General features: G+C 66.7%; 19 protein-coding genes. 10 read left to right on the forward strand and 9 right to left on the reverse strand.

Annotated elements, in window-relative coordinates:
* Positions 1-89: 89 nt before the first annotated feature.
* Complete coding sequence (locus tag F1C58_RS13330; protein ID WP_185201555.1) at positions 90-782, reverse strand: metal-dependent transcriptional regulator; 693 nt, start codon at positions 780-782, stop codon at positions 90-92.
* Between the two features lie 95 nt (positions 783-877).
* Here F1C58_RS13330 and serC point away from each other — a divergent pair, with 95 nt between their 5' ends.
* On the forward strand, positions 878-1990 hold the full coding sequence (gene serC / locus F1C58_RS13335) for a phosphoserine transaminase (protein WP_185201556.1): 1113 nt from the start codon (positions 878-880) through the stop codon (positions 1988-1990).
* Between the two features lie 2 nt (positions 1991-1992).
* Positions 1993-2226 carry a DUF2530 domain-containing protein gene (locus F1C58_RS13340; RefSeq protein WP_185201557.1) on the forward strand — a complete coding sequence of 78 codons (234 nt, stop codon included), beginning with the start codon at positions 1993-1995 and terminating at the stop codon, positions 2224-2226.
* 52 nt (positions 2227-2278) lie between these two features.
* Here the strand turns inward: F1C58_RS13340 and F1C58_RS13345 are convergent, their stop codons facing one another.
* Positions 2279-2920: a DUF3027 domain-containing protein gene (locus F1C58_RS13345; RefSeq protein ID WP_255461114.1), complete on the reverse strand. Its 642-nt coding sequence runs from the start codon at positions 2918-2920 to the stop codon at positions 2279-2281.
* A 37-nt stretch (positions 2921-2957) separates the two neighbouring features.
* Complete coding sequence (locus F1C58_RS13350) at positions 2958-3338, reverse strand: cold-shock protein (RefSeq protein ID WP_185201559.1); 381 nt, start codon at positions 3336-3338, stop codon at positions 2958-2960.
* A gap of 86 nt (positions 3339-3424) precedes the next feature.
* Here F1C58_RS13350 and F1C58_RS13355 point away from each other — a divergent pair, with 86 nt between their 5' ends.
* From F1C58_RS13355 to F1C58_RS13375, 5 genes are all read left to right on the forward strand, one after another.
* Complete coding sequence (locus F1C58_RS13355) at positions 3425-3718, forward strand: hypothetical protein (protein ID WP_185201560.1); 294 nt, start codon at positions 3425-3427, stop codon at positions 3716-3718.
* A gap of 77 nt (positions 3719-3795) precedes the next feature.
* Positions 3796-5667 carry a helicase-associated domain-containing protein gene (locus tag F1C58_RS13360; protein WP_185201561.1) on the forward strand — a complete coding sequence of 624 codons (1872 nt, stop codon included), beginning with the start codon at positions 3796-3798 and terminating at the stop codon, positions 5665-5667.
* A 210-nt stretch (positions 5668-5877) separates the two neighbouring features.
* Positions 5878-6237, forward strand: a complete 360-nt coding sequence (locus F1C58_RS13365) for a PadR family transcriptional regulator (protein ID WP_185201562.1) — start codon at positions 5878-5880, stop codon at positions 6235-6237.
* Positions 6234-7292, forward strand: a complete 1059-nt coding sequence (locus tag F1C58_RS13370) for a hypothetical protein (RefSeq protein WP_185201563.1) — start codon at positions 6234-6236, stop codon at positions 7290-7292. Before F1C58_RS13365 ends, F1C58_RS13370 begins: the two co-directional genes overlap by 4 nt.
* A 175-nt stretch (positions 7293-7467) precedes the next feature.
* On the forward strand, positions 7468-9135 hold the full coding sequence (locus F1C58_RS13375) for a DNA repair helicase XPB (protein WP_255461115.1): 1668 nt from the start codon (positions 7468-7470) through the stop codon (positions 9133-9135).
* 161 nt (positions 9136-9296) lie between these two features.
* On the opposite strand, the gene F1C58_RS13380 is transcribed toward F1C58_RS13375, so the two are convergent.
* Complete coding sequence (locus F1C58_RS13380) at positions 9297-10043, reverse strand: pyrimidine reductase family protein (protein ID WP_185201564.1); 747 nt, start codon at positions 10041-10043, stop codon at positions 9297-9299.
* Positions 10043-10903, reverse strand: a complete 861-nt coding sequence (gene folP, locus F1C58_RS13385) for a dihydropteroate synthase (RefSeq protein WP_255461387.1) — start codon at positions 10901-10903, stop codon at positions 10043-10045. The genes F1C58_RS13380 and folP overlap by 1 nt, the downstream gene beginning before the upstream one ends.
* Positions 10904-11008: 105 nt before the next feature.
* Here folP and F1C58_RS13390 point away from each other — a divergent pair, with 105 nt between their 5' ends.
* The 3 genes from F1C58_RS13390 to F1C58_RS13400 all read left to right on the forward strand — a co-directional run bounded on the left by F1C58_RS13390 (position 11009) and on the right by F1C58_RS13400 (position 13799).
* Entirely contained in the window at positions 11009-11701 is a 693-nt protein-coding gene (locus tag F1C58_RS13390; RefSeq protein WP_185201565.1) for a response regulator transcription factor, read from the forward strand.
* Positions 11702-11768: 67 nt separating this feature from the next.
* On the forward strand, positions 11769-13421 hold the full coding sequence (locus F1C58_RS13395) for a cell wall metabolism sensor histidine kinase WalK (protein WP_185201566.1): 1653 nt from the start codon (positions 11769-11771) through the stop codon (positions 13419-13421).
* 87 nt (positions 13422-13508) lie between these two features.
* Positions 13509-13799, forward strand: a complete 291-nt coding sequence (locus F1C58_RS13400; protein WP_185201567.1) for a WXG100 family type VII secretion target — start codon at positions 13509-13511, stop codon at positions 13797-13799.
* Between the two features lie 1337 nt (positions 13800-15136).
* On the opposite strand, the gene groL is transcribed toward F1C58_RS13400, so the two are convergent.
* The 4 genes from groL to F1C58_RS13420 all read right to left on the reverse strand — a co-directional run bounded on the left by groL (position 15137) and on the right by F1C58_RS13420 (position 18871).
* The gene (gene groL / locus F1C58_RS13405) at positions 15137-16765 is read right to left on the reverse strand and encodes a chaperonin GroEL (protein ID WP_185201568.1); all 1629 of its coding nucleotides are present in this window, start codon (positions 16763-16765) and stop codon (positions 15137-15139) included.
* Positions 16766-16890: 125 nt separating this feature from the next.
* Complete coding sequence (locus F1C58_RS13410) at positions 16891-17931, reverse strand: DUF3048 domain-containing protein (RefSeq protein WP_185201569.1); 1041 nt, start codon at positions 17929-17931, stop codon at positions 16891-16893.
* 47 nt (positions 17932-17978) lie between these two features.
* The gene (locus tag F1C58_RS13415; protein ID WP_185201570.1) at positions 17979-18185 is read right to left on the reverse strand and encodes a cold-shock protein; all 207 of its coding nucleotides are present in this window, start codon (positions 18183-18185) and stop codon (positions 17979-17981) included.
* Between the two features lie 116 nt (positions 18186-18301).
* Positions 18302-18871 carry a LytR C-terminal domain-containing protein gene (locus F1C58_RS13420; protein ID WP_185201571.1) on the reverse strand — a complete coding sequence of 190 codons (570 nt, stop codon included), beginning with the start codon at positions 18869-18871 and terminating at the stop codon, positions 18302-18304.
* Between the last annotated feature and the right edge of the window lie 6 nt (positions 18872-18877).

Here is an 18877-nt window from a genome sequence, read left to right on the forward strand (position 1 = left end):
CTCTCAGAATTGCAAGAAACCCAGCGTAACCCAGAAAATACGCGCAATCGAAGGCACGGCGCGCACCGAAACGAAGCGTTAACGCGTTGTTAGATTCCCACGTAGACGTGGATGGCGACCTCGGTGGGCAACTCGAGGCCATCCTCGTGTCCCTCCACCTGCACGAGCACATAAGAACCGATGGCGGTGAAGCTCGCCTTCGCGCCCGGCAACACTCCGGCCGTGCGCAACTGTTCGAGCAGCTCCACCTCGTACTGCACAGGCTCACCGAGACGACGGATGACGCCCGTAATCGGTCCGACCGCACCGAGCGTGTAGTTGACGATGTTCACCACGCCGTCGGAGAACTGGCCGACCGCGTGGTCGCCCAGCTCGTCGAGACCCGGGATGGGATTGCCATAGGGAGAGTGTGTGGGGTGCTCGAGCAGCTCGATGATGCGGCGCTCCACCGACTCGCTCATCACATGCTCCCAGCGACATGCTTCCTCGTGCACGAGAGCCCAGTCGAGGCCGATGACATCGGCCAGTAGGCGCTCGGCGAGGCGATGCTTGCGCATGACATGCACGGCCTTGCTGCGACCCTCCGCAGTGAGGGCCAGGTGGCGGTCGCCCTCGACGACAACCAGACCGTCGCGCTCCATGCGGCCGATCGTCTGCGAGACAGTGGGCCCGGAATGGCCGAGTCGCTCGCTGATGCGCGCGCGGAGGGGGAAGATGTTCTCTTCCTCGAGCTCGTAGATCGTGCGGAGGTACATCTCAGTGGTGTCAATGAGATCGGCCATCGTCGCCTCCTAACGCTGCGTGCTTCTCAGGTAAGCCTAACCTGCGGCACTGCCCCGGCATTCCGTGCCGAAACCGCTCCCATAGAATTGGCCCCATGCCGCAACTGACCATTCCCTCGTCCCTCCTGCCCGCCGACGGACGATTCGGCTGCGGCCCGTCCAAGGTGCGGCCGGAACAGCTCGCGCATCTCGCGAGCGCCGGGGCGAGCATCCTCGGTACGTCCCACCGCCAGGCGCCGGTCAAGGACCTCGTGGGGCGGGTGCAGTCCGGGCTGTCGCAGCTCTTCCGTCTTCCCGACGGATACGAGGTCGTCATCGGCAACGGTGGATCGACCGCATTCTGGGATGCTGCCGCGTTCTCGCTCATCGAGAAGCGCAGCCAGAACCTCACCTTCGGCGAGTTCGGCTCCAAGTTCGCACAGGCCGCGGGTGCCCCGTTTCTCAAGGCGCCGATCGTGATCGACGCTCCGGCCGGATCCCGCAGCGAGATCGAGATCACCCCCGGCATCGACGTCTACGCGTGGCCGCACAACGAAACCTCCACGGGAGTGATGGCCCCGGTCATCCGCGCCGCCGGGGACCCGGGCGCGCTCACCGTGGTGGACGCGACGAGCGCGGCCGGCGGCATCGACTTCGAAGCGACCGAGACCGACGTGTACTACTTCGCGCCGCAGAAGAACTTCGCCTCGGACGGCGGCCTGTGGTTCGGCCTCTTCTCGCCCGCCGCGATAGAGCGGGTGGAGCGCATCGCGGCGAGCGAGCGTTGGATCCCGGAGTTCCTCAGCCTCAAGAACGCGGTGGACAACTCCCGCCTCAAGCAGACGCTCAACACCCCGGCGCTCTCGACCCTGCTTCTCATGGAGAACCAGATCGACTGGATCAACGGCAACGGCGGGCTGGCCTGGGCGGATGCCCGCACCAAGGAGTCCTCCGCGGTGCTGTACGACTGGGCCGAGGCGTCCACGTATGCAACTCCCTTCGTCACGAACCCCGACCACCGTTCGCAGGTCGTCGTCACCATCGACTTCGAAGACAGCATCGACGCGGCGGCCATCGCGAAGACCCTGCGTGCCAACGGCATCGTCGACACCGAGCCCTATCGCAAGCTCGGTCGTAACCAGCTGCGCGTGGCCACCTTCACCGCGATCGAGCCGGATGATGTGCGGGCCCTCGTGTCCTCCATCGAGTTCGTCGTGGAGAACAGCTGAGCATGCGGCTCTTCCTGAAGGACTCCGAACGGCGCCCCGACCCGGTGCCGGTGAAGACCGACGACCGCCGCCCGCTGCTGGTTGGGCTCGCGGTCTGGGTGATCGCCGCGATCATCGTGCTGCTCTTCCTGCGACCGCTGAGCGACTCCGGCAACGGCCCCATCCTCTGGACGTGCGCCGTCGGAATCCTGCTCGGACTCGCCGGATTGATCTACGCGGCGAAGCGCCCGAAGTAGCTCCGGGCTGCGGCCCACGAGGTGCGGCCCGGCGGGACCAGGCCCGAGTCACTCAGACCGAGCGCTCGTGCTCGTCCTCAGGCTCATCGTCGTCGGGCTCATCTTCGTCGGCGTCATCGTCGTCGGTGTCATCGTCGTCGGTGTCGTCTTCGTCCGGCTCATCGAGGTCGTCGATATCGACGCCGTCGAGGTCTCCGCCGTGCAGCACGTCACTCCCGAGGTCGTCGTCATCATCATCATCGTCGTCGTCGGACTCATCGTCCGAATCCTCGTCGTCGGATTCGTCATCGTCGGTCTCGTCCGACTCGTCCGACTCGTCGTCATCATCGTCGTCGTCCGAGTCGTCATCGAGCTCGTCGTTGGACTCGTCATCCTCCACCGCGGTGTCCTGGGCAGCGGTGTAGTCGGCGAGGCGATCCACCCACGGCACCCACGCCGGCGACAGCAGGGCATCGTCACCCGGTGTGAGTTCGGTCTCGAGAACGCTCGCCGGAGTGTCCTCGAGATGGGCGATACTCACGGTCCAGCGCCAGCCCGGGTAACCGGAGAGCAGCGTTTCGAAGTAGACCGTGGTCACTCCGTCACCGCTGTCGATCGATCCCGCGGGGTCGCCGATGGACTCGGCCGGGGTGATCTCGAGCAACGCGGTGCGGCCCAGGTCGAAGTCGGAGTCGAGCGCCACAGAAGCAGTCACCGCGGAAACCTCCGGGGTGGAAGAGGATGCCGCCGAATCAGGCATCGAGTTCATCCGCGACCTTGCGCAGCATCGCGGCGATCGTTTTGCCGTGCTTGCTGTCGGGGTAGCGGCCGCGCTTGAGGTTGGTGCCGATCCCGTCGAGGAGCTTGACCAGGTCCTCGATGATGATCGACATGTCATCCGCGGGCTTGCGGCTCAGCTTGGCGAGGCTCGGGGGCGCTTCGAGCACCCGCACCGAGAGCGCCTGAGCGCCGCGCTTGCCATCGGCGATACCGAATTCGAGTTTGGCGCCGGCCTTGACCGTCGTGCCGGCGGGAAGCGCGGAGGCGTGAAGGAAGACCTCCTGGCCGTCATCAGAACTGATGAAGCCGAAGCCCTTTTCTTCGTCGTAGAACTTGACCTTGCCGGTGGGCATGGCGGTACCTCTTTCACTTGGCTGTGCCCGTAAGCCTACGGGGAGTCGGGGGCCGTATCCTTAGGACTGTGGCAAAAGAAACCCCGGTGACCATTCATCGTAACGAACGCGTGCTGGCCTTCATGATCGCAGGGATCGTGGGCCTGTCGATAGTGGCCTTCCTCACGGTGATCATCGCCACAGCGTCGGGCCTGCCGGGCAACCAGTTCCAGGGGGGATTCTGGCAGGCGGTAGCACTGCTTCCGGGTGTCGGCCTGCCCATCGGATTCCTCCTCATCATCGTGCTGATCGTCATCAGTGGCATCCGGCGCAGTCGCGAGGCGAAATCCGTACCGGCCGCACCAGCGCGCACGACCCGCAACACCAGCACGAAGAAATAGCACGCAGCGATTCAGCGGTGCCGCTGATCTGATGCCACCGAACGGGGGCCGCTGGACCGAGGAACGGGTGGGTAGACATGAGTGACACCCTGTCCTTGGCGACGCGCCTCCGCGCAATGGACGACACGGCCCTCGTCGCCGCTCTGCGGGCACGGGAGATCTCGCCCTCCGGGATCAAGGACTTCTTCGACCTCGCCGAGGCATTCCTGGACCGCGCGTCCATCCAGCAGACCCTCATGCGCCTCGACCGGGAGACGCTCGCGGTTCTCGCCGCGATCGGACAGCTCGCCGAGGAGACCGGGCCGCCCGCCGCCACGGATATCGCCACCCGACTCTCCGCGCTCTCCGGGCGCGAGGTATCGCCCGAATCCGTCTCCGACCGTGTATCCGGGGCGACCACCCTTCTCCTGGTGGAGTCCGAGACACAGCGATTCGCCGCCTACGGCAGCGTCCGCGACCAGTTGCGTTCCTGGCCGGCTTTCGGGCTCCCCTCACTGGCCGACCTCGCCCTGGCGAACGCCCCCGCCGCTCTCGAACCGGTGCCGGATGTCGACCGCCGATTCATCGACCGCCTCGGCGCCGAACGCGCCTTCGCCGCCATCACCGCGATCACGGAGCTGCTCGTCGAAGTGGAGCGAGACCCCGCCCGCGAACTGGCGAAGGGCGGTGTCGCCCTGCCCGACAGCAAGCGCCTCGCCCACGCGATGAGCGTCGATCTCGAATCCGTCGCCGTCTTCCTCGCCGTCGCCGACCGTGCCGGGCTGGTGGCTCGCGAGACCGGATCGTGGATGATCACCGACAGCGGCGCCACCTGGCTGCAGCGCTCGACGGGGGCACGCTGGGCCACGCTCGGCGGCGCCTGGTTCGAGCGCCTGCCCGCGGACATCCGCCAGCTCCTCGGCGAGCGCACCCACGCTCTCTGGGGTGCCGGCCTGCGCGGGTACATCGACTGGCTCTATCCCGCGGGCGGCGACTGGATGGACGAACGGATCGGCGCCTACACCCGCGACGCCGAGCTGCTGGGCATCACCGCCAACCAGGCGCCCACCGGACCCGGGTCCCTGCTGCTCGCCGACGGCATTCGCCCCGCGGAACAGGCGATGACCGCGCTGCTGCCCGCAGAGGTCGAGCAGGTCTACCTGCAGCACGATCTCTCCGTGGTCGCTCCCGGGCCGCTGACGCCCCGGGTGGATGCCCGGCTGCGGTCGCTCGCCGACGTGGAGAGTCGCGCGCTCGCCTCGAGCTATCGCGTGTCCACCTCGAGCGTCAATCGAGCAATGGCCGCGGGTGAGACGGCGGAGTCGATCCTGGAGTTTCTCGGCGGCATCTCGCTCACCGGCATCCCGCAGCCGCTCAACTACCTCATCGGCGAGGCATCCAGCCGCTACGGGCAGGTGAGGGTGGGAAGCCTCGCCGATCCGAGACCGGATGCCCGCAGCTACATCCGCTCCGATGACGAGTTGCTCATCGGCACGATCCTCGTGGATCAGAGCCTCTCCTCCCTCGGCTTCGAGCGCACCTCTGCCACCCGGGTACAGAGCCGCTTTCCCCTCGACGTGGTGTTCTGGTCGCTGAGCGACGCGCGCTATCCCGTTGCGGCGGAGGACGCGGCCGGCGAGATCGTGGCATTGCGCCGGCAACGTCACGCCAAGGCTGTCGCTGCTGCGGGCATCAATCCGGTGGACGCGCTCATCGAACGGCTGCGCCTCGGCGGTGAACCGGAGGACGAAGAGACGGGCCACGCCTGGCTGATCCGCCAGCTGGATGCCGCGATCAAGGCCAAGACGCCTCTCACGGTGACAGTGACCATGCCGAACGGCACGCTCGTGGACTACCAACTCGAGCCGACGAGCGTCGCCGGTGGACGCCTGCGCGGCCGCGACAACCGCGCCGCGATCGAGCGCACCCTGCCGCTGTCGCGCATCGCGGGCATCTCCCCGGCGAAGTAGCCCCGCTCCCCCCGGCATAACTCCTGCAGTCTGGGATGCCTCAGGAGCGCACCCCCGTGGTTGTTGCGCATTTTCTGCTGGCGGCACCACATTGCAGGAGTTATGCAATTCGATCGCTCCGGCGTGCCGGAATGTCGTGGTACACAGTAGCGCGCAATGCACAGTAGTGTGGGATCCGTCGGACTCATGGGCACTGGGACAGGGAGATCAATGGACACCACGCAGTTACTGAAGGGGGTACTGGACGTCGCGGTGCTCGCTGCCATCAAAGATGATGACGGATACGGCTACGACATCGTGCGGAGGCTGAGGGGCGCCGGACTCGACGAGGTGGGGGATGCGTCGGTGTACGGAACTCTGCGGCGGCTCTACACCGCGGGGGTCGTTTCGAGCTACGTTGCGCCGTCCGATGGCGGTCCCCACCGCAAGTACTACAGCATCAACGCCCAGGGGCGGCAGATGCTCGCCGACCAGCGCACCAGCTGGGCCAAGTTCGTCGACACCATGTCGGTGCTCCTCGACCAGACCACTCACCACCCACAGCTTCGAACGATCGGGGAGAAATCATGACAACCGCCACTTCCATCGACCAGACGATCGCCGACTTCGCGGCCCGCGTTCGCCGGAGGCTCGATGACCTCCCCGACGAGGAGATCGAAGATCTCACCGAGGGGCTCGAGGCTGACCTCACGGAGAAGGCGCTCGACGAAGAACTCGGCGATCCAGATGCCTACGCCACCGAACTGCGCTCCGCGGCGGGACTTCCGCCCCGTGCGGCCAAGAGCGTGATGCCGTGGTCGATTGACAGCATCAGACTCCTGCAGGCACTCGCGGCGAGCCGCATCCGACGAAATCGCATCGCGGGTGCCGTTCTCGATTTCGCGATCATTCTCCGACCCGCCTGGTGGATGCTCCGCGCCTGGGCGGCCTTCGAACTAGCCATACTCATCGCAGGAGGGCGGGGCATCGTCTCGGCCCTGCCCGACACCCCATTTCGATGGTTCATCTTCGCGGCGCTCGCCATTGTGAGCGTGCAGTGGGGGCGCAATCTCTGGCTCCCACGCTGGATGAATGTGGTCAGAGATCTCGTGAACGTCATGGCGATACTCGCCCTGCCGTTTCTGTTGACCGCGCTTGCCAGCTCGTCGGGCTGGGCCTACGCGCAATCGGTGAACGTGCAACCAGAGCCGGCTCCGGCCGGGCTCACTCGCAATGGCGGGTCGGTCACGAACATCTTCGCCTATGACGCGGACGGCGCCCCGATCACCGGTGTGCAACTGTTCGACCAGAACGGAAAGCCGCTCTCGGCGAAGCCCCCGGGTGAAGACTTCACGACGATGAGCGATGGCAGAATGCTCGTGCCAAGCACAGAGGTCACAAATGGAAACGGGTGGAATGTCTACCCTCTCGAATCGATTCCCCTGAATTCCATCGACAATATGACCGGAAGACCACGAGCGGATGCGACGGCCACCCCGGTGCAGGCACCATTCGCCCGCGTGCAACCGCTACTCACTCCACCGCCCCTGCGCGACGGCAGTGGCGTGACGCCCGCGCCCGCGGCAAGCAACGAACCTCCGGCATCTGCGGAACCGCCGGCATCTTCCGGGCCGCCTACCCCCTGAGCGCCGACCTCTCCCCCGGCATATCTCCTGCAGTTTGGGATGCATCAGGGGCGCACCCCCGTGGTTGTCGCGCATGCACTGGTGCCGGCACCACATTGCAGGAGTTATGCCGGGGCGAGCGTCGAGAGATGGCCCGCGCCGCAGACCACCCACCCGCGTGACCTAGGCTTGCGAGGTGGATGCGCTGTCTGGACCCCTGATCGTGCAGAGCGACCGCACCGTGTTGCTGGAGGTCGCGCACCCCGCCGCTGAGGATGCCCGCCACGACCTCGCCGTCTTCGCCGAACTCGAGCGCGCACCCGAGCACATCCACACGTATCGCATCACCCGCCTCGGCCTCTGGAACGCGCGCGCGGCCGGTCACACCGCCGAGAACATGCTCGACACGCTCGAGAAGTACTCCAAGTTCCCCATCCCCCAGAGCGTCTCCATCGACATCGCCGAGACCGTGGGCCGCTACGGCCGGCTCGTCATCGAGCGCGACGAAAACGGCACTCTCATGCTGCGCTCGACGGATGCTGCAGTGCTGAGCGAGATCGTGCGGGCCAAGCGCATCGCCCCCCTGCTCTTCCTCCCGGAGGACCAGCGCGGCAAGGGTCCGGCGATCGACCGTTACCGGATCCAGGCCTGGGCGCGCGGACAGGTGAAGCAGGAGCTGGTCAAGCTCGGCTGGCCGGCGGAGGACCTCGCCGGGTACACCCCGGGCACGCCGCATCCGATCGCGCTGGATACCAGCGAATGGAACCTGCGCGAGTACCAGAACCACGCCGTGTCGAGCTTCGTGGACGGCGGATCGGGAGTCGTCGTACTGCCCTGTGGCGCGGGCAAGACCCTCGTCGGCGCCGGCGCGATGGCGAGGGTCGAGACCACGACGTTGATCCTCGTGACCAACACCGTCTCGGCGCGGCAGTGGCGGGCCGAGCTGCTGAAGCGCACGACCCTCACCGAGGACGAGATCGGCGAGTACTCGGGTCAGGTCAAAGAGGTGAAGCCCGTCACCATCGCGACGTACCAGATCCTCACGGCCAAGCGGAAAGGCGAGTACGCCCACCTCGCCCTGCTCGACGCCCTGGACTGGGGACTGGTGATCTACGACGAGGTGCACCTTTTACCGGCCCCCGTCTTCAAGCTCACCGCAGAGTTGCAGGCGCGACGCCGCCTCGGCCTCACCGCCACCCTCGTGCGCGAGGACGGTCGCGAGGGGGATGTCTTCAGCCTCATCGGCCCCAAGCGGTTCGACGCTCCGTGGAAGGAGATCGAGGCCCAGGGCTTCATCTCTCCGGCCTCGTGCTTCGAGGTGCGCATCGACCTGCCCCCGCAGGAGCGGCTCGAGTACGCGGCCTCCGCCGACGACGAGCGCTACCGGCTCGCGGCGACCGCGCCGGCCAAGCTCCAGGTCGTGCGCGACCTGGTGAAGAAGCATGCGGGAGAGCGGATTCTGGTGATCGGGCAGTACCTCGACCAGATCGACACTCTCGCCGAGGTTCTCGACGCGCCGAAACTCACCGGATCGACGCCGATCGAGGAACGCGAACGGCTCTATCAGGCATTCCGCGAGGGCGAGATCACCGTGCTCGTGGTCTCGAAGGTCGCCAACTTCTCTGTAGACCTGCCCGAGGCGACCGTGGCCATCCAGGTCTCCGGCAGCTTCGGATCGCGCCAGGAGGAGGCCCAGCGCCTCGGGCGACTTCTCCGCCCCAAGGAGAGCGGGCTCCCCGCCAACTTCTACACGCTGGTCGCGCGCGACACCGTCGACCAGGACTTCGCGCAGAACCGTCAGCGCTTCCTCGCGGAGCAGGGCTACAGCTACACGATCCTGGACGGCGACCAGATCGCGGCTTGAGGCCCAGGGCAGTGCCCGACTTCCCGCAGTGCCACTGTCATCATTCAGGAAGCTGTGGTGCTGGAGTTACCGGTGGGCTCAGTGAGTTCCCGGAAGTTGACTCTTTACCCATGGGCCACAGAACCTCCTGAATGTTGAGGGGAGAGAGGGGTGCGCTCGGTTCAGCGCAGTTCGTAACGCAGCAGCAGGGTGTCGCCCGACGCGAGCACGTGCCCGAGGGCCAGGTCGCGGGGGCTCGAGAGATCACCGGTGATGATGCGACCGGCCTCCCCCGCCACGAGCTGTGGGCTTACGGTGAGGCAGAGCTCGTCCACGGCGCCGGCCGCGAGCAAAGCGCCGAAGAGCGATGGGCCACCCTCGCAGTGCTGCTGAGTGAGTCCGCGCTCGGCCAGTCCAGCGACGAGACGCGCGGGGTCGAGTTGCGAGTCCCCTGCGATCAGGATGTCGGCAACGGCGGACAGCGCATCCCGGCGATCCCGGGGCGCGGCATCCGTCATCACCACGATGGGCCGCACTGGGGCCTCGGTGAAGATGCGCGAGGACGGGTCGAGATCGAGGCGGTTCGACACGATCGCGAACACCGGATGCGGAGCCAGCCCGCGCGACACGCGGCGCTCGACCGATGCGGGCGGCAGCACCATCGGTCCGTAACCTTCCCCGCGCACCGTGCCTGCCCCGACGATCACGACGTCGGTGAGCTCTCTCAACAAGTCAAAGACCCGGTGATCGGCCTCACCGCCGAGTGCGCCGGAGAGCCCGTCCACCGTCGAGGCGCCGTCGACACTGGAGACGAAATTGACCCGCAGCCAGGCCGCCGAACGATCCTCCCGCCCGAAGAGCTCCGAGAGGGCGTCGTCGGAGAGGTCGGATCCCGGCGAGGGGAACAGGCAATCGATCTGCACGCCCATCAGACGTTGTGACGCGCGTAGGCGGGCTGGCGGAATCCCAGTACGGCTTCGGTGAGCCGCACCGCATCGACGGCAGCGGGCACGTCGTGCATCCGCACGATCCGGGCGCCGTTCATGATGCAGATGACGGCGGCGGCGATCGAACCGGACTGCCGCTGCCCCTGCTCCCGGTCGATGGCCTCACCGATGAAGTCCTTGTTCGACACGGCAGCGAGCGTCGGCAACCCGATGGCCGCCACCTCCTGCAGTCGCCGGGTGATCTCCAGGGTGTGCACGGTGTTCTTGTTGAGATCGTGCCCCGGGTCGATGACCAGGCGATCCCGGGGGATGCCTGCGGCCTCCGCCTGCTCCACCCGGGTGCGCAGGTACTCGACCACCTCGGCGATCACGTCGTCGTATTGCGGGCTCTGCGGCTCGCTGCGCGGCACCCCGTTGCTGTGGGTGATCACGAGGGTCGCGCTGCTCTCCGCCACGACTCGTGCCATGTCGGCGTCGGAGAAGCCGCTGGTGTCGTTGATGACGGATGCCCCGGCCTCGATGCTGCGTCGGGCGACCTCCGCGTTGGTGGTATCGACCGAGATCACCACGTCGCTGCGCGCATGGATCGCCGCGATCACCGGCACGACGCGGTCGATCTCCTCCGCGAGGCTCACCGGTTCTCCCCGGCCGAATGGCACGCCTCCGATGTCCACCCAGTCGGCTCCCGCGGCGGCGGCGGCCAGCGCGGCATCCACCGCGCGGTCGAGAGCGAAAGTGGCTCCCTTGTCGAAGAAGGAGTCCGGCGTTCGGTTGATGATCGCCATGACCGCGACCTGCCGGTCGAAGTCGAAAGTGCGGCTTCCGATGATGCGGTTCACGATCACAGACTAGCCACGGGATCCCGGATTCCCGCCGAGAATCGGCACCCCGAGAGATCCGTGCCCCATACTCAGGAAGCGCACAGCTGACGCGCAGATACTGGTGCCATGAGCGATGGCCCGAAGATCCTGATTGTCGATGACGAACCGAATATCCGCGACCTGCTGACGACGAGCCTCCGGTTCGCCGGTTTCGCAGTCCGCGCCGTGGGAAATGGAGCGCAGGCCATCTCGGCCGTGCTCGAAGAGGAGCCCGACCTCATCATCCTCGACGTGATGCTGCCCGACATGAACGGGTTCGGCGTGACCAAGCGCCTCCGCTCGAGCGGCTACACCTCTCCGATTCTCTTCCTCACGGCCAAGGACGACACCGAAGACAAGATCACCGGCCTCACGGTCGGCGGCGACGACTACGTCACCAAGCCATTCAGCCTGGATGAGATCGTTGCCCGCATCAAGGCCATCCTCCGTCGCACCATGCAGGACGAAGAAGACGCGATCATCCGCGCCGGCGAACTGACAATGGACCAGGACACCCACGAGGTGACCATCGGATCGGAGCAGATCGAGCTGAGCCCGACGGAATTCAAACTGCTCCGCTACCTCATGCTCAACCCCAACCGGGTTCTCTCCAAGGCGCAGATCCTCGATCACGTCTGGGAGTACGACTTCAATGGCGACGCCGGCATCGTGGAGAGCTACATCTCCTACCTGCGTCGCAAGCTCGACCAGTACTCGGAAGAGCCGGTGATTCAGACCAAGCGCGGCTTCGGCTACATGCTCAAGGCCGCGCGGGCCTGAGCATCTCCGGCAGAGCCTTCGATACGGGGGTCGCTTTCAGGGTGCGCGCCGTAATCTGGATCTTCTGATGCACGAGAAACTCACGCGATGGTGGAGCGGCGTCTCCCTCCGCACCAAGATCACTGGCGTGACCGTGCTTCTGGTGACCCTCGGACTGCTCGTCGCCGGCGTCGGCACGATGACGGTGCTGCGCACCTACCTGCTCGCGGATGCCGACGCGAAGATGACGAAATACGCCCAGGCCGTGCCCGGGTACACCAAGACCGGCGCGAAGACCTGCGACGCGTTGCCCGGGATCAACGACTACTACCTCGCCGTGCTCGACACCAACGGCGACGAGCTGTGCAATAACGGTGCGCTCACACATTCGGCACCGAACGTGCCATCGATGCCATTCAACACCGTGATCAAGACGGGTGGTGTGCCCTTCACCGTCTGGGACAAAGAGCACGACGACCAGTGGCGCATCGTGGCGGTTCCGCGCAACATCGTCGACTCCGCGGACTACGTCACCGTCGTTGTCGCTGTCGACCTCGTGAGTTCCGACAAACTGATCAACCAGTTCCTCGTGATCTTCCTCGGCTTCGGGCTCGCGGTGATCGTGCTCGGAGCCGCTCTCACCCGCCTGCTCGTGACATCCACCTTCACGCCGCTGCGCGAGGTCGAGGCCACCGCCGCGGCGATCGCCGACGGGGACTTCAGTCAGCGGCTGCAGGGCGCCACGCCGAACACCGAGGTGGGGCGGCTCAATCGTTCGCTCAACACCATGCTCAACCGCATCGACCGGGCCTTCTCCGACCGTGCGCGCACCATCGACCAGATGCGCCGATTCGTCGGGGATGCCAGCCACGAGCTGCGCACTCCGCTCGTCTCGGTGCGCGGCTATGCCGAGCTCTATCGCATGGGCGCACTGCAGAAGCCCGAAGACGTGGCCCAGGCGATGGAACGCATCGAGAAGGAGGCGATCCGCATGGGCGAGCTCGTCTCCGACCTGCTGGAACTCGCCCGCATCGACGAGGCGAAGCCGCTGCAACTCGGCGCCGTCGACCTCGTGCCCATCGCCCATGATGCCGCCCTCGACGCGATGGCCTCCGCGCCGAAGCGCACTGTCAGTGTGATCGTCGCCGAGGCCCTACCCTCGACGACGGATGCCCCCTCCGTGCCGGTCTCTCCGGCACCTCCCACCGGCGCTCCGGCCGCGACCGGCCCGATCCGCTTCGCCGGGGCGCAGCTCGCCCGCCTCCGCCGGCGCCAGGCGCGCGGTGAGCTCACGACGATGCCGATCGAGATCGTCGCGCCCGTCGTGGACGCCGTGGAGCAACCCGCCGTCGTGCTCGCCGAAGAGAACAAGATCCGTCAGGTGGTCACGAACCTGATGGGCAACGCGATGCGCTTCACTCCGGATGACTCGCCGCTCGAGATCGTCGTGTCTGTCGACTCCGCCCGCGGGGTCGGCGTGCTCGAGGTGGTGGATCACGGGGAGGGCATCCCGCCGCAGATCCGCGAGAAGATCTTCCAGCGGTTCTGGCGGGCCGACTCGTCGCGCACCCGCGAGACCGGTGGAAGCGGACTGGGACTCGCGATCGTCTCCGGCATCATCGCCTCCCACAAGGGAGAGGTGACCGTACGGGAGACTCCCGGCGGGGGCGCCACGTTCCGGGTGAGCCTCCCGCTCCTCCCCGAGGGCTACACTCCCGCCGTCGCCCCCAAGCGCGACTGAGTCAGGGTCGCACCGCGCGACCGGAGCTTATTGTCGGGGAACGATCCGACCCATCCGGTGCGCGGACGTGAACCAACGGAGGCAGACATGACGCGCTATCAGGTCGACAGCGAAGCGGTACTCGCGGCGACGACGGCGGCCAAAGGCACCATCGGTCGAATTCAGGGCGAGGTCGGCGCCCTTCACGGCCAGCTCACGAGCCTGCAGGCATCCTGGTCGGGACCCGCGGCCACTGCGTTTCAGGGTGCGGTGACCGAGTGGAAGGGCCTCGAACAGCGTGTCGAGGAGGTGCTCGCGGCCATGGGTACGGCTCTCGGCCATGCGGGCCAGCAGTATGCCGAAATCGAGGCCGCGAACACCCGGTTGTTCGCCCACTGAGTGGTTGCCGGGGCCGGCTCGGGGGGAGCGGCGCCGCTGGGCTGGGTTGCCATTCTGATCGTGCTGGCGCGGGTGCGGCGGCGAACTGCCCGTGCTGGCCGCACTGCCCGTGCTGGCGGGGGTGCCGTGCTGGCGGGGGTGCCCGTGCTGGCGGGGGTGCGTCGGCGCCGGTCGGCCAAGCGTTACGAACCGCTGGCCACCGTGCCCGGACGGGCCGTTGCTGACGGTCCAGCCGGCGGATGACGACCCTTGGCGAACACCACCCCCGCGCCCGGCCGCGAACCCTCGCAAACCGCTGGCCACCACCCCGAAGGAGCTGTTGCTGACGGTACGTCCGCCGGATGCCACCCCTGGCGAACACCCCGCCCCTCGCATGGCCGCCAACCGTCACAAACGGCTGGCTACCCGCCCCCGAACGAGCTGTTGCTGACGGTACGTCCGCCGGATGCCACCCCTGGCGAGCACCCCGCCCCTCGGTCATTGCCGCCAACCGTCACAAACCGGCGGCCACCGCCCCCGAAAGAGCCGTTACTGACAGACTGACACCGGCAACCTGCCCGACCCCAGGGTCAGCGAGAAGGTCACCGCGCCATCCGCCACAAACCGCTGTCCACTGCCGCCCAGAGAGCTTTTACTGACGGACCGGCCGACGGGTGCCCTCTCCTTGCGAGCACCCTGCCCCTCGCATGGCCGCCAACCGTCACTAACGGCTGGCCACCGCCCCCGAAAGAGTTGTTACTGACGGATCGGCCGACGGGTGCACTCCCCTGCCGGGCACCAGCCCCGGGCATGGCCGCCAACCGTCACAAACGGCTGGCCACCCGCCCCCGAAAGAGCCGGTACTGACGGACTTACGCCGGCAACCTGCCCGACCCCAAGGTCAGCGAGAAGGTCACCGCGCCATCCGTCCCAAACGCCCGGCATGAGCGCCCGTCGGAACGATCCCTGACAGTTCAGTAGGCACAAGGGGACCCCTTCACTGCGCAGCCCCATCCCCGCGGGTGAGCCGCGAATCGTCGCAAACTGTCCCGGAGATCGGCCGGGCGAGCAGTTTCTGACGGATCGCCTGGGTGACCTGGACGACCTGGCGCCGTGGCGACCTGGGCGACGTGGAGCCCTACGGCACACGGCACACGGCACACGGCACACGACGCACGACACACGACACACGACACACGACACACGACACACGACACACGACACACGACACACGACACACGGCACACGGCACACGACGCACGACGCAGGGCACACGACGCACGACGCAGGGCACACGACAGCAGGGCGCCTCCCGAAGGAGACGCCCTGCTGTGTGGTTCTTGCCGTGCTGGCGAGACTTAGAAGTCCATGCCGCCCGACGGGTCGCCCATCGGTGCTGCAGCCTTCTCGGGCTTGTCAGCGACGACGACCTCGGTGGTGAGGAACAGGCCGGCGATCGACGCTGCGTTGAGCAGGGCCGAGCGGGTGACCTTCACCGGGTCGTTGATTCCGGCGAGGAGCATGTCGACGTACTCGCCGGTCGCGGCGTTGAGGCCGTGTCCGGTGGGCAGGTTGCGCACCTTCTCGGCGACGACGCCGGACTCGAGACCGGCGTTGAGTGCGATCTGCTTGAGCGGGGCATCCACTGCGACCTTGACGATGTTCGCTCCGGTCGCCTCGTCACCCGTGAGACCGGTGAGGGCCTCGGAGGCGAAGGCGATTGCGCCGGCCTGGATGAGGGCGACGCCACCACCGGCGACGATGCCCTCTTCGACGGCGGCCTTCGCGTTGCGAACGGCGTCCTCGATGCGGTGCTTGCGCTCCTTGAGCTCGACCTCGGTCGCGGCTCCGGCCTTGATGACTGCAACGCCACCGGCGAGCTTCGCGAGACGCTCCTGGAGCTTTTCACGGTCGTAGTCGGAGTCGGTGTTCTCGATCTCTGCACGGATCTGCTTGACGCGACCGGCGATGGCCTCGGCGTCGCCGGATCCCTCGATGATCGTGGTCTCGTCCTTGGTGACGACGACCTTGCGGGCACGGCCGAGCAGGTCGAGGGTGGCGTTCTCGAGCTTGAGTCCGACCTCCTCGGAGATGACCTGACCACCGGTGAGGATGGCGATGTCCTGCAGCTGCGCCTTGCGACGGTCGCCGAAGCCCGGAGCCTTGACGGCGACGGACTTGAAGATGCCGCGGATCTTGTTGACGACGAGAGTCGCGAGAGCCTCGCCATCCACGTCCTCGGCGATGATGAGGAGCTGCTTGCCCGACTGGATGACCTTGTCGACGACCGGGAGGAGGTCCTTGATGTTGGAGACCTTGGAGTTGACGATCAGGATGTAGGGGTCTTCGAAGACCGCTTCCTGACGCTCCGGGTCGGTGACGAAGTACGCCGACAGGTAACCCTTGTCGAAGCGCATTCCCTCGGTGAGTTCGAGCTCGGTGCCGAAGGTGTTCGACTCCTCGACGGTGACAACACCCTCCTTGCCGACCTTGTCGATCGCTTCCGCGATGAGGGCACCGATCTCGGGGTCCCCGGCGGAGATGGATGCGGTGGCCGCGATCTCTTCCTTGGTCTCGATCTCCTTGGCACCGGCGACGAGCGCGGCGATGACGGCCGTGACGGCCTTGTCGATTCCGCGCTTGAGGCTGATCGGGTCGGCGCCGGCCGCGACGTTGCGCAGTCCTTCGCGCACGAGGGCCTGGGCGAGAACAACGGAGGTGGTCGTGCCGTCTCCGGCGACGTCATCCGTCTTCTTCGCTACCTCTTTGACGAGCTCCGCACCGATCTTCTCGTAGGGGTCGTCGAGTTCGATCTCTTTGGCGATGGAGACACCGTCGTTCGTGATGGTGGGGGCGCCCCACTTCTTCTCGAGAACGACGTTGCGGCCGCGCGGGCCGAGGGTCACCTTGACGGCGTCGGCCAGGATGTTGAGGCCGCGCTCGAGGCCGCGACGGGCCTCCTCGTTGAAAGCAATGATCTTTGCCATGTGTGTTTTTCGTCCTTCCGGGACGTCATGTAAGCAACAGCTATTGGCACTCTCAATAAGGGAGTGCTAAATGATTCTGGCACTCTCCCCCTGAGAGTGCAAGTGAGCTTCGAGGTCGTGCGGCTCTAGCCGGGAGCGACGACGGACACGGATCCCGCCGTGGGAACCAGCTCGATCCAGGTGTTGCCGACGGCGAGGAGCACCGGCGCCCCGGCGTCATCGGCGAGATGGATCGGATCCGTCGCCGATGCCTTTGTCCAGCTGGCGTGAACTGTGCGGCCACCGGAGGAGATCCAGGCCTCGCCGGAGCCCATCAGGTTCGTCTTCGGCACGTTCTGGTCGACGGTCACCGTGACCCGCATGACGACGACATTCGTGGTGGAGAGTTGCGCCCCCGCGCTGTCGAGGTCGGGGCCGGTGCCCTGGGACCGGAGGAAGACGGCCTTGGCGGCATCCCACGTCCAGCTTCCGCTGGTCACACCGGAGAACGCGTAGCTGATCGCCGCGGTCGGCGTCCCGGCGGTAGCCGCGGTCGACGTGGGGGCGGAGGCGTACTGGAACTGCTGAGCCGGGGCGGGGATGTCAGCGTGCTGGGCGAGCAATTCCGGGGCCTTGACGAGCACGTTGTGGGGTGCCGCCTTCGTCGGGGTGCGGAAGAAGGTGCTCGCCGTGTCCGCCTGGCCATGGATGGCGTTGTATACGGGAGTCTTGCGCATCAGGTCGACGAAGCGTTGCTGCCCGCCGGAGTAGCAGATGATGCCGCCGAGCGGCGAGACGATGTCCGGATCCATCGGACGGATGGAGCGCACCGGACCGATGAGGGCGGGAATGCTGGACTGCCAGACGGCGACATAGCGGGTGAGGCCGCCCTCGACCAGTTCCTGATAGACGAGGTCGGTGCTCTCGAGGCCGATCTGCGGTCGCGCCGAGGGCAGGTTGTCGATCTTCGCCGCGATCGATGCATGGTCGAGGGATCCCGCGGGCACTGTCGTTCCACGCAGTGGCGCGACCGAGGTGGGCGGCGCGGTGACCGTCGGTGTGAGGCTCGGGGTCGGGCTCGCCGAGGGCGTCGTCTTCTGCGGAACGCAGCCCGACATGCACAGGCCGAGCCCGATCGCGAGAGTCAGCGAGAGCAGTGCGCGCCCCCGTGCCGACGTATCCCCCATGCGCACACCATAGCCGCGCTCGGCGGCGAGGTGCGGGCCATTGGACCCTATTGGGCCAGGCGCACCGATTCGGCCTGCGGGCCCTTGTTTCCGGTGCCGACTTCGAAGGTCACTTTCTGCCCCTCTTCGAGCACCTTGTAGCCACCCATGTCGATCGCGGAGTAGTGGACGAAGACATCCTGCCCGCCACCGTCCTCCGTGATGAAGCCGTAGCCCTTTTCAGCGTTGAACCACTTGACGGTTCCGTTCGCCATCGAATACTCCCTGTGTTTCGCCTCCGGCTGCCGCTGTCAGCAACCAATCCCAGATAGTAATGGCGATTCGGGCAAATCGGAACGAATTAAACCTCAGCGAAACACGGCATGGCGGATCAGCCCGCGGGAAGCACGTAGTCGCTGCCGAGCACCACGGTGATCGGCGATCCGGGGTAGGCCGCGGAGAGGCGGATCTCCCCGATCTTGAGCGACAACACCATCGCGCGTGCCGCCGCTTCGTTCGCGGCGTCGCTGTAGTACACGACGGTCTTGGTGATGTCGGTGGAGCCGGCGTTCGTGCGCGATCCGATCTGCTCGGATGCTCCCGCCCAGCCCTGCTTGACGAGGTCGTTCCCGGCAGCGGTCGCGAGCCCCTTGGTGGTGGTGCCGTTCAGCACGGTGATCGCCAGTGAAGGATCGATCTTCGGCGTGATGGTCGGCGTCGGGGTGGGGGACGGCGTCGAGCTCGGCGCTGCGGTCGCGTTCGCGGTCGCAAAGGGGAGGTCGATGGTGCCCCGGATGACCGCAAGGCCGAACAGTCCCGCGGCCACGAGCACGCCGGTGGCGAGCGCTGCCCAGGCGAACGCGATCCATCCGCGGCCGCGCTTCGGAGCGGAACGGTGCGCGCCGGTGCGCAACAGGTCGTCAGGCACGCTGTCGAAGCGGTCAGTCGATGTGTTCGCCATCAGTTC

The organism is Glaciihabitans sp. INWT7, assembly GCF_014217685.1.
Taxonomy (GTDB): domain Bacteria; phylum Actinomycetota; class Actinomycetes; order Actinomycetales; family Microbacteriaceae; genus Lacisediminihabitans.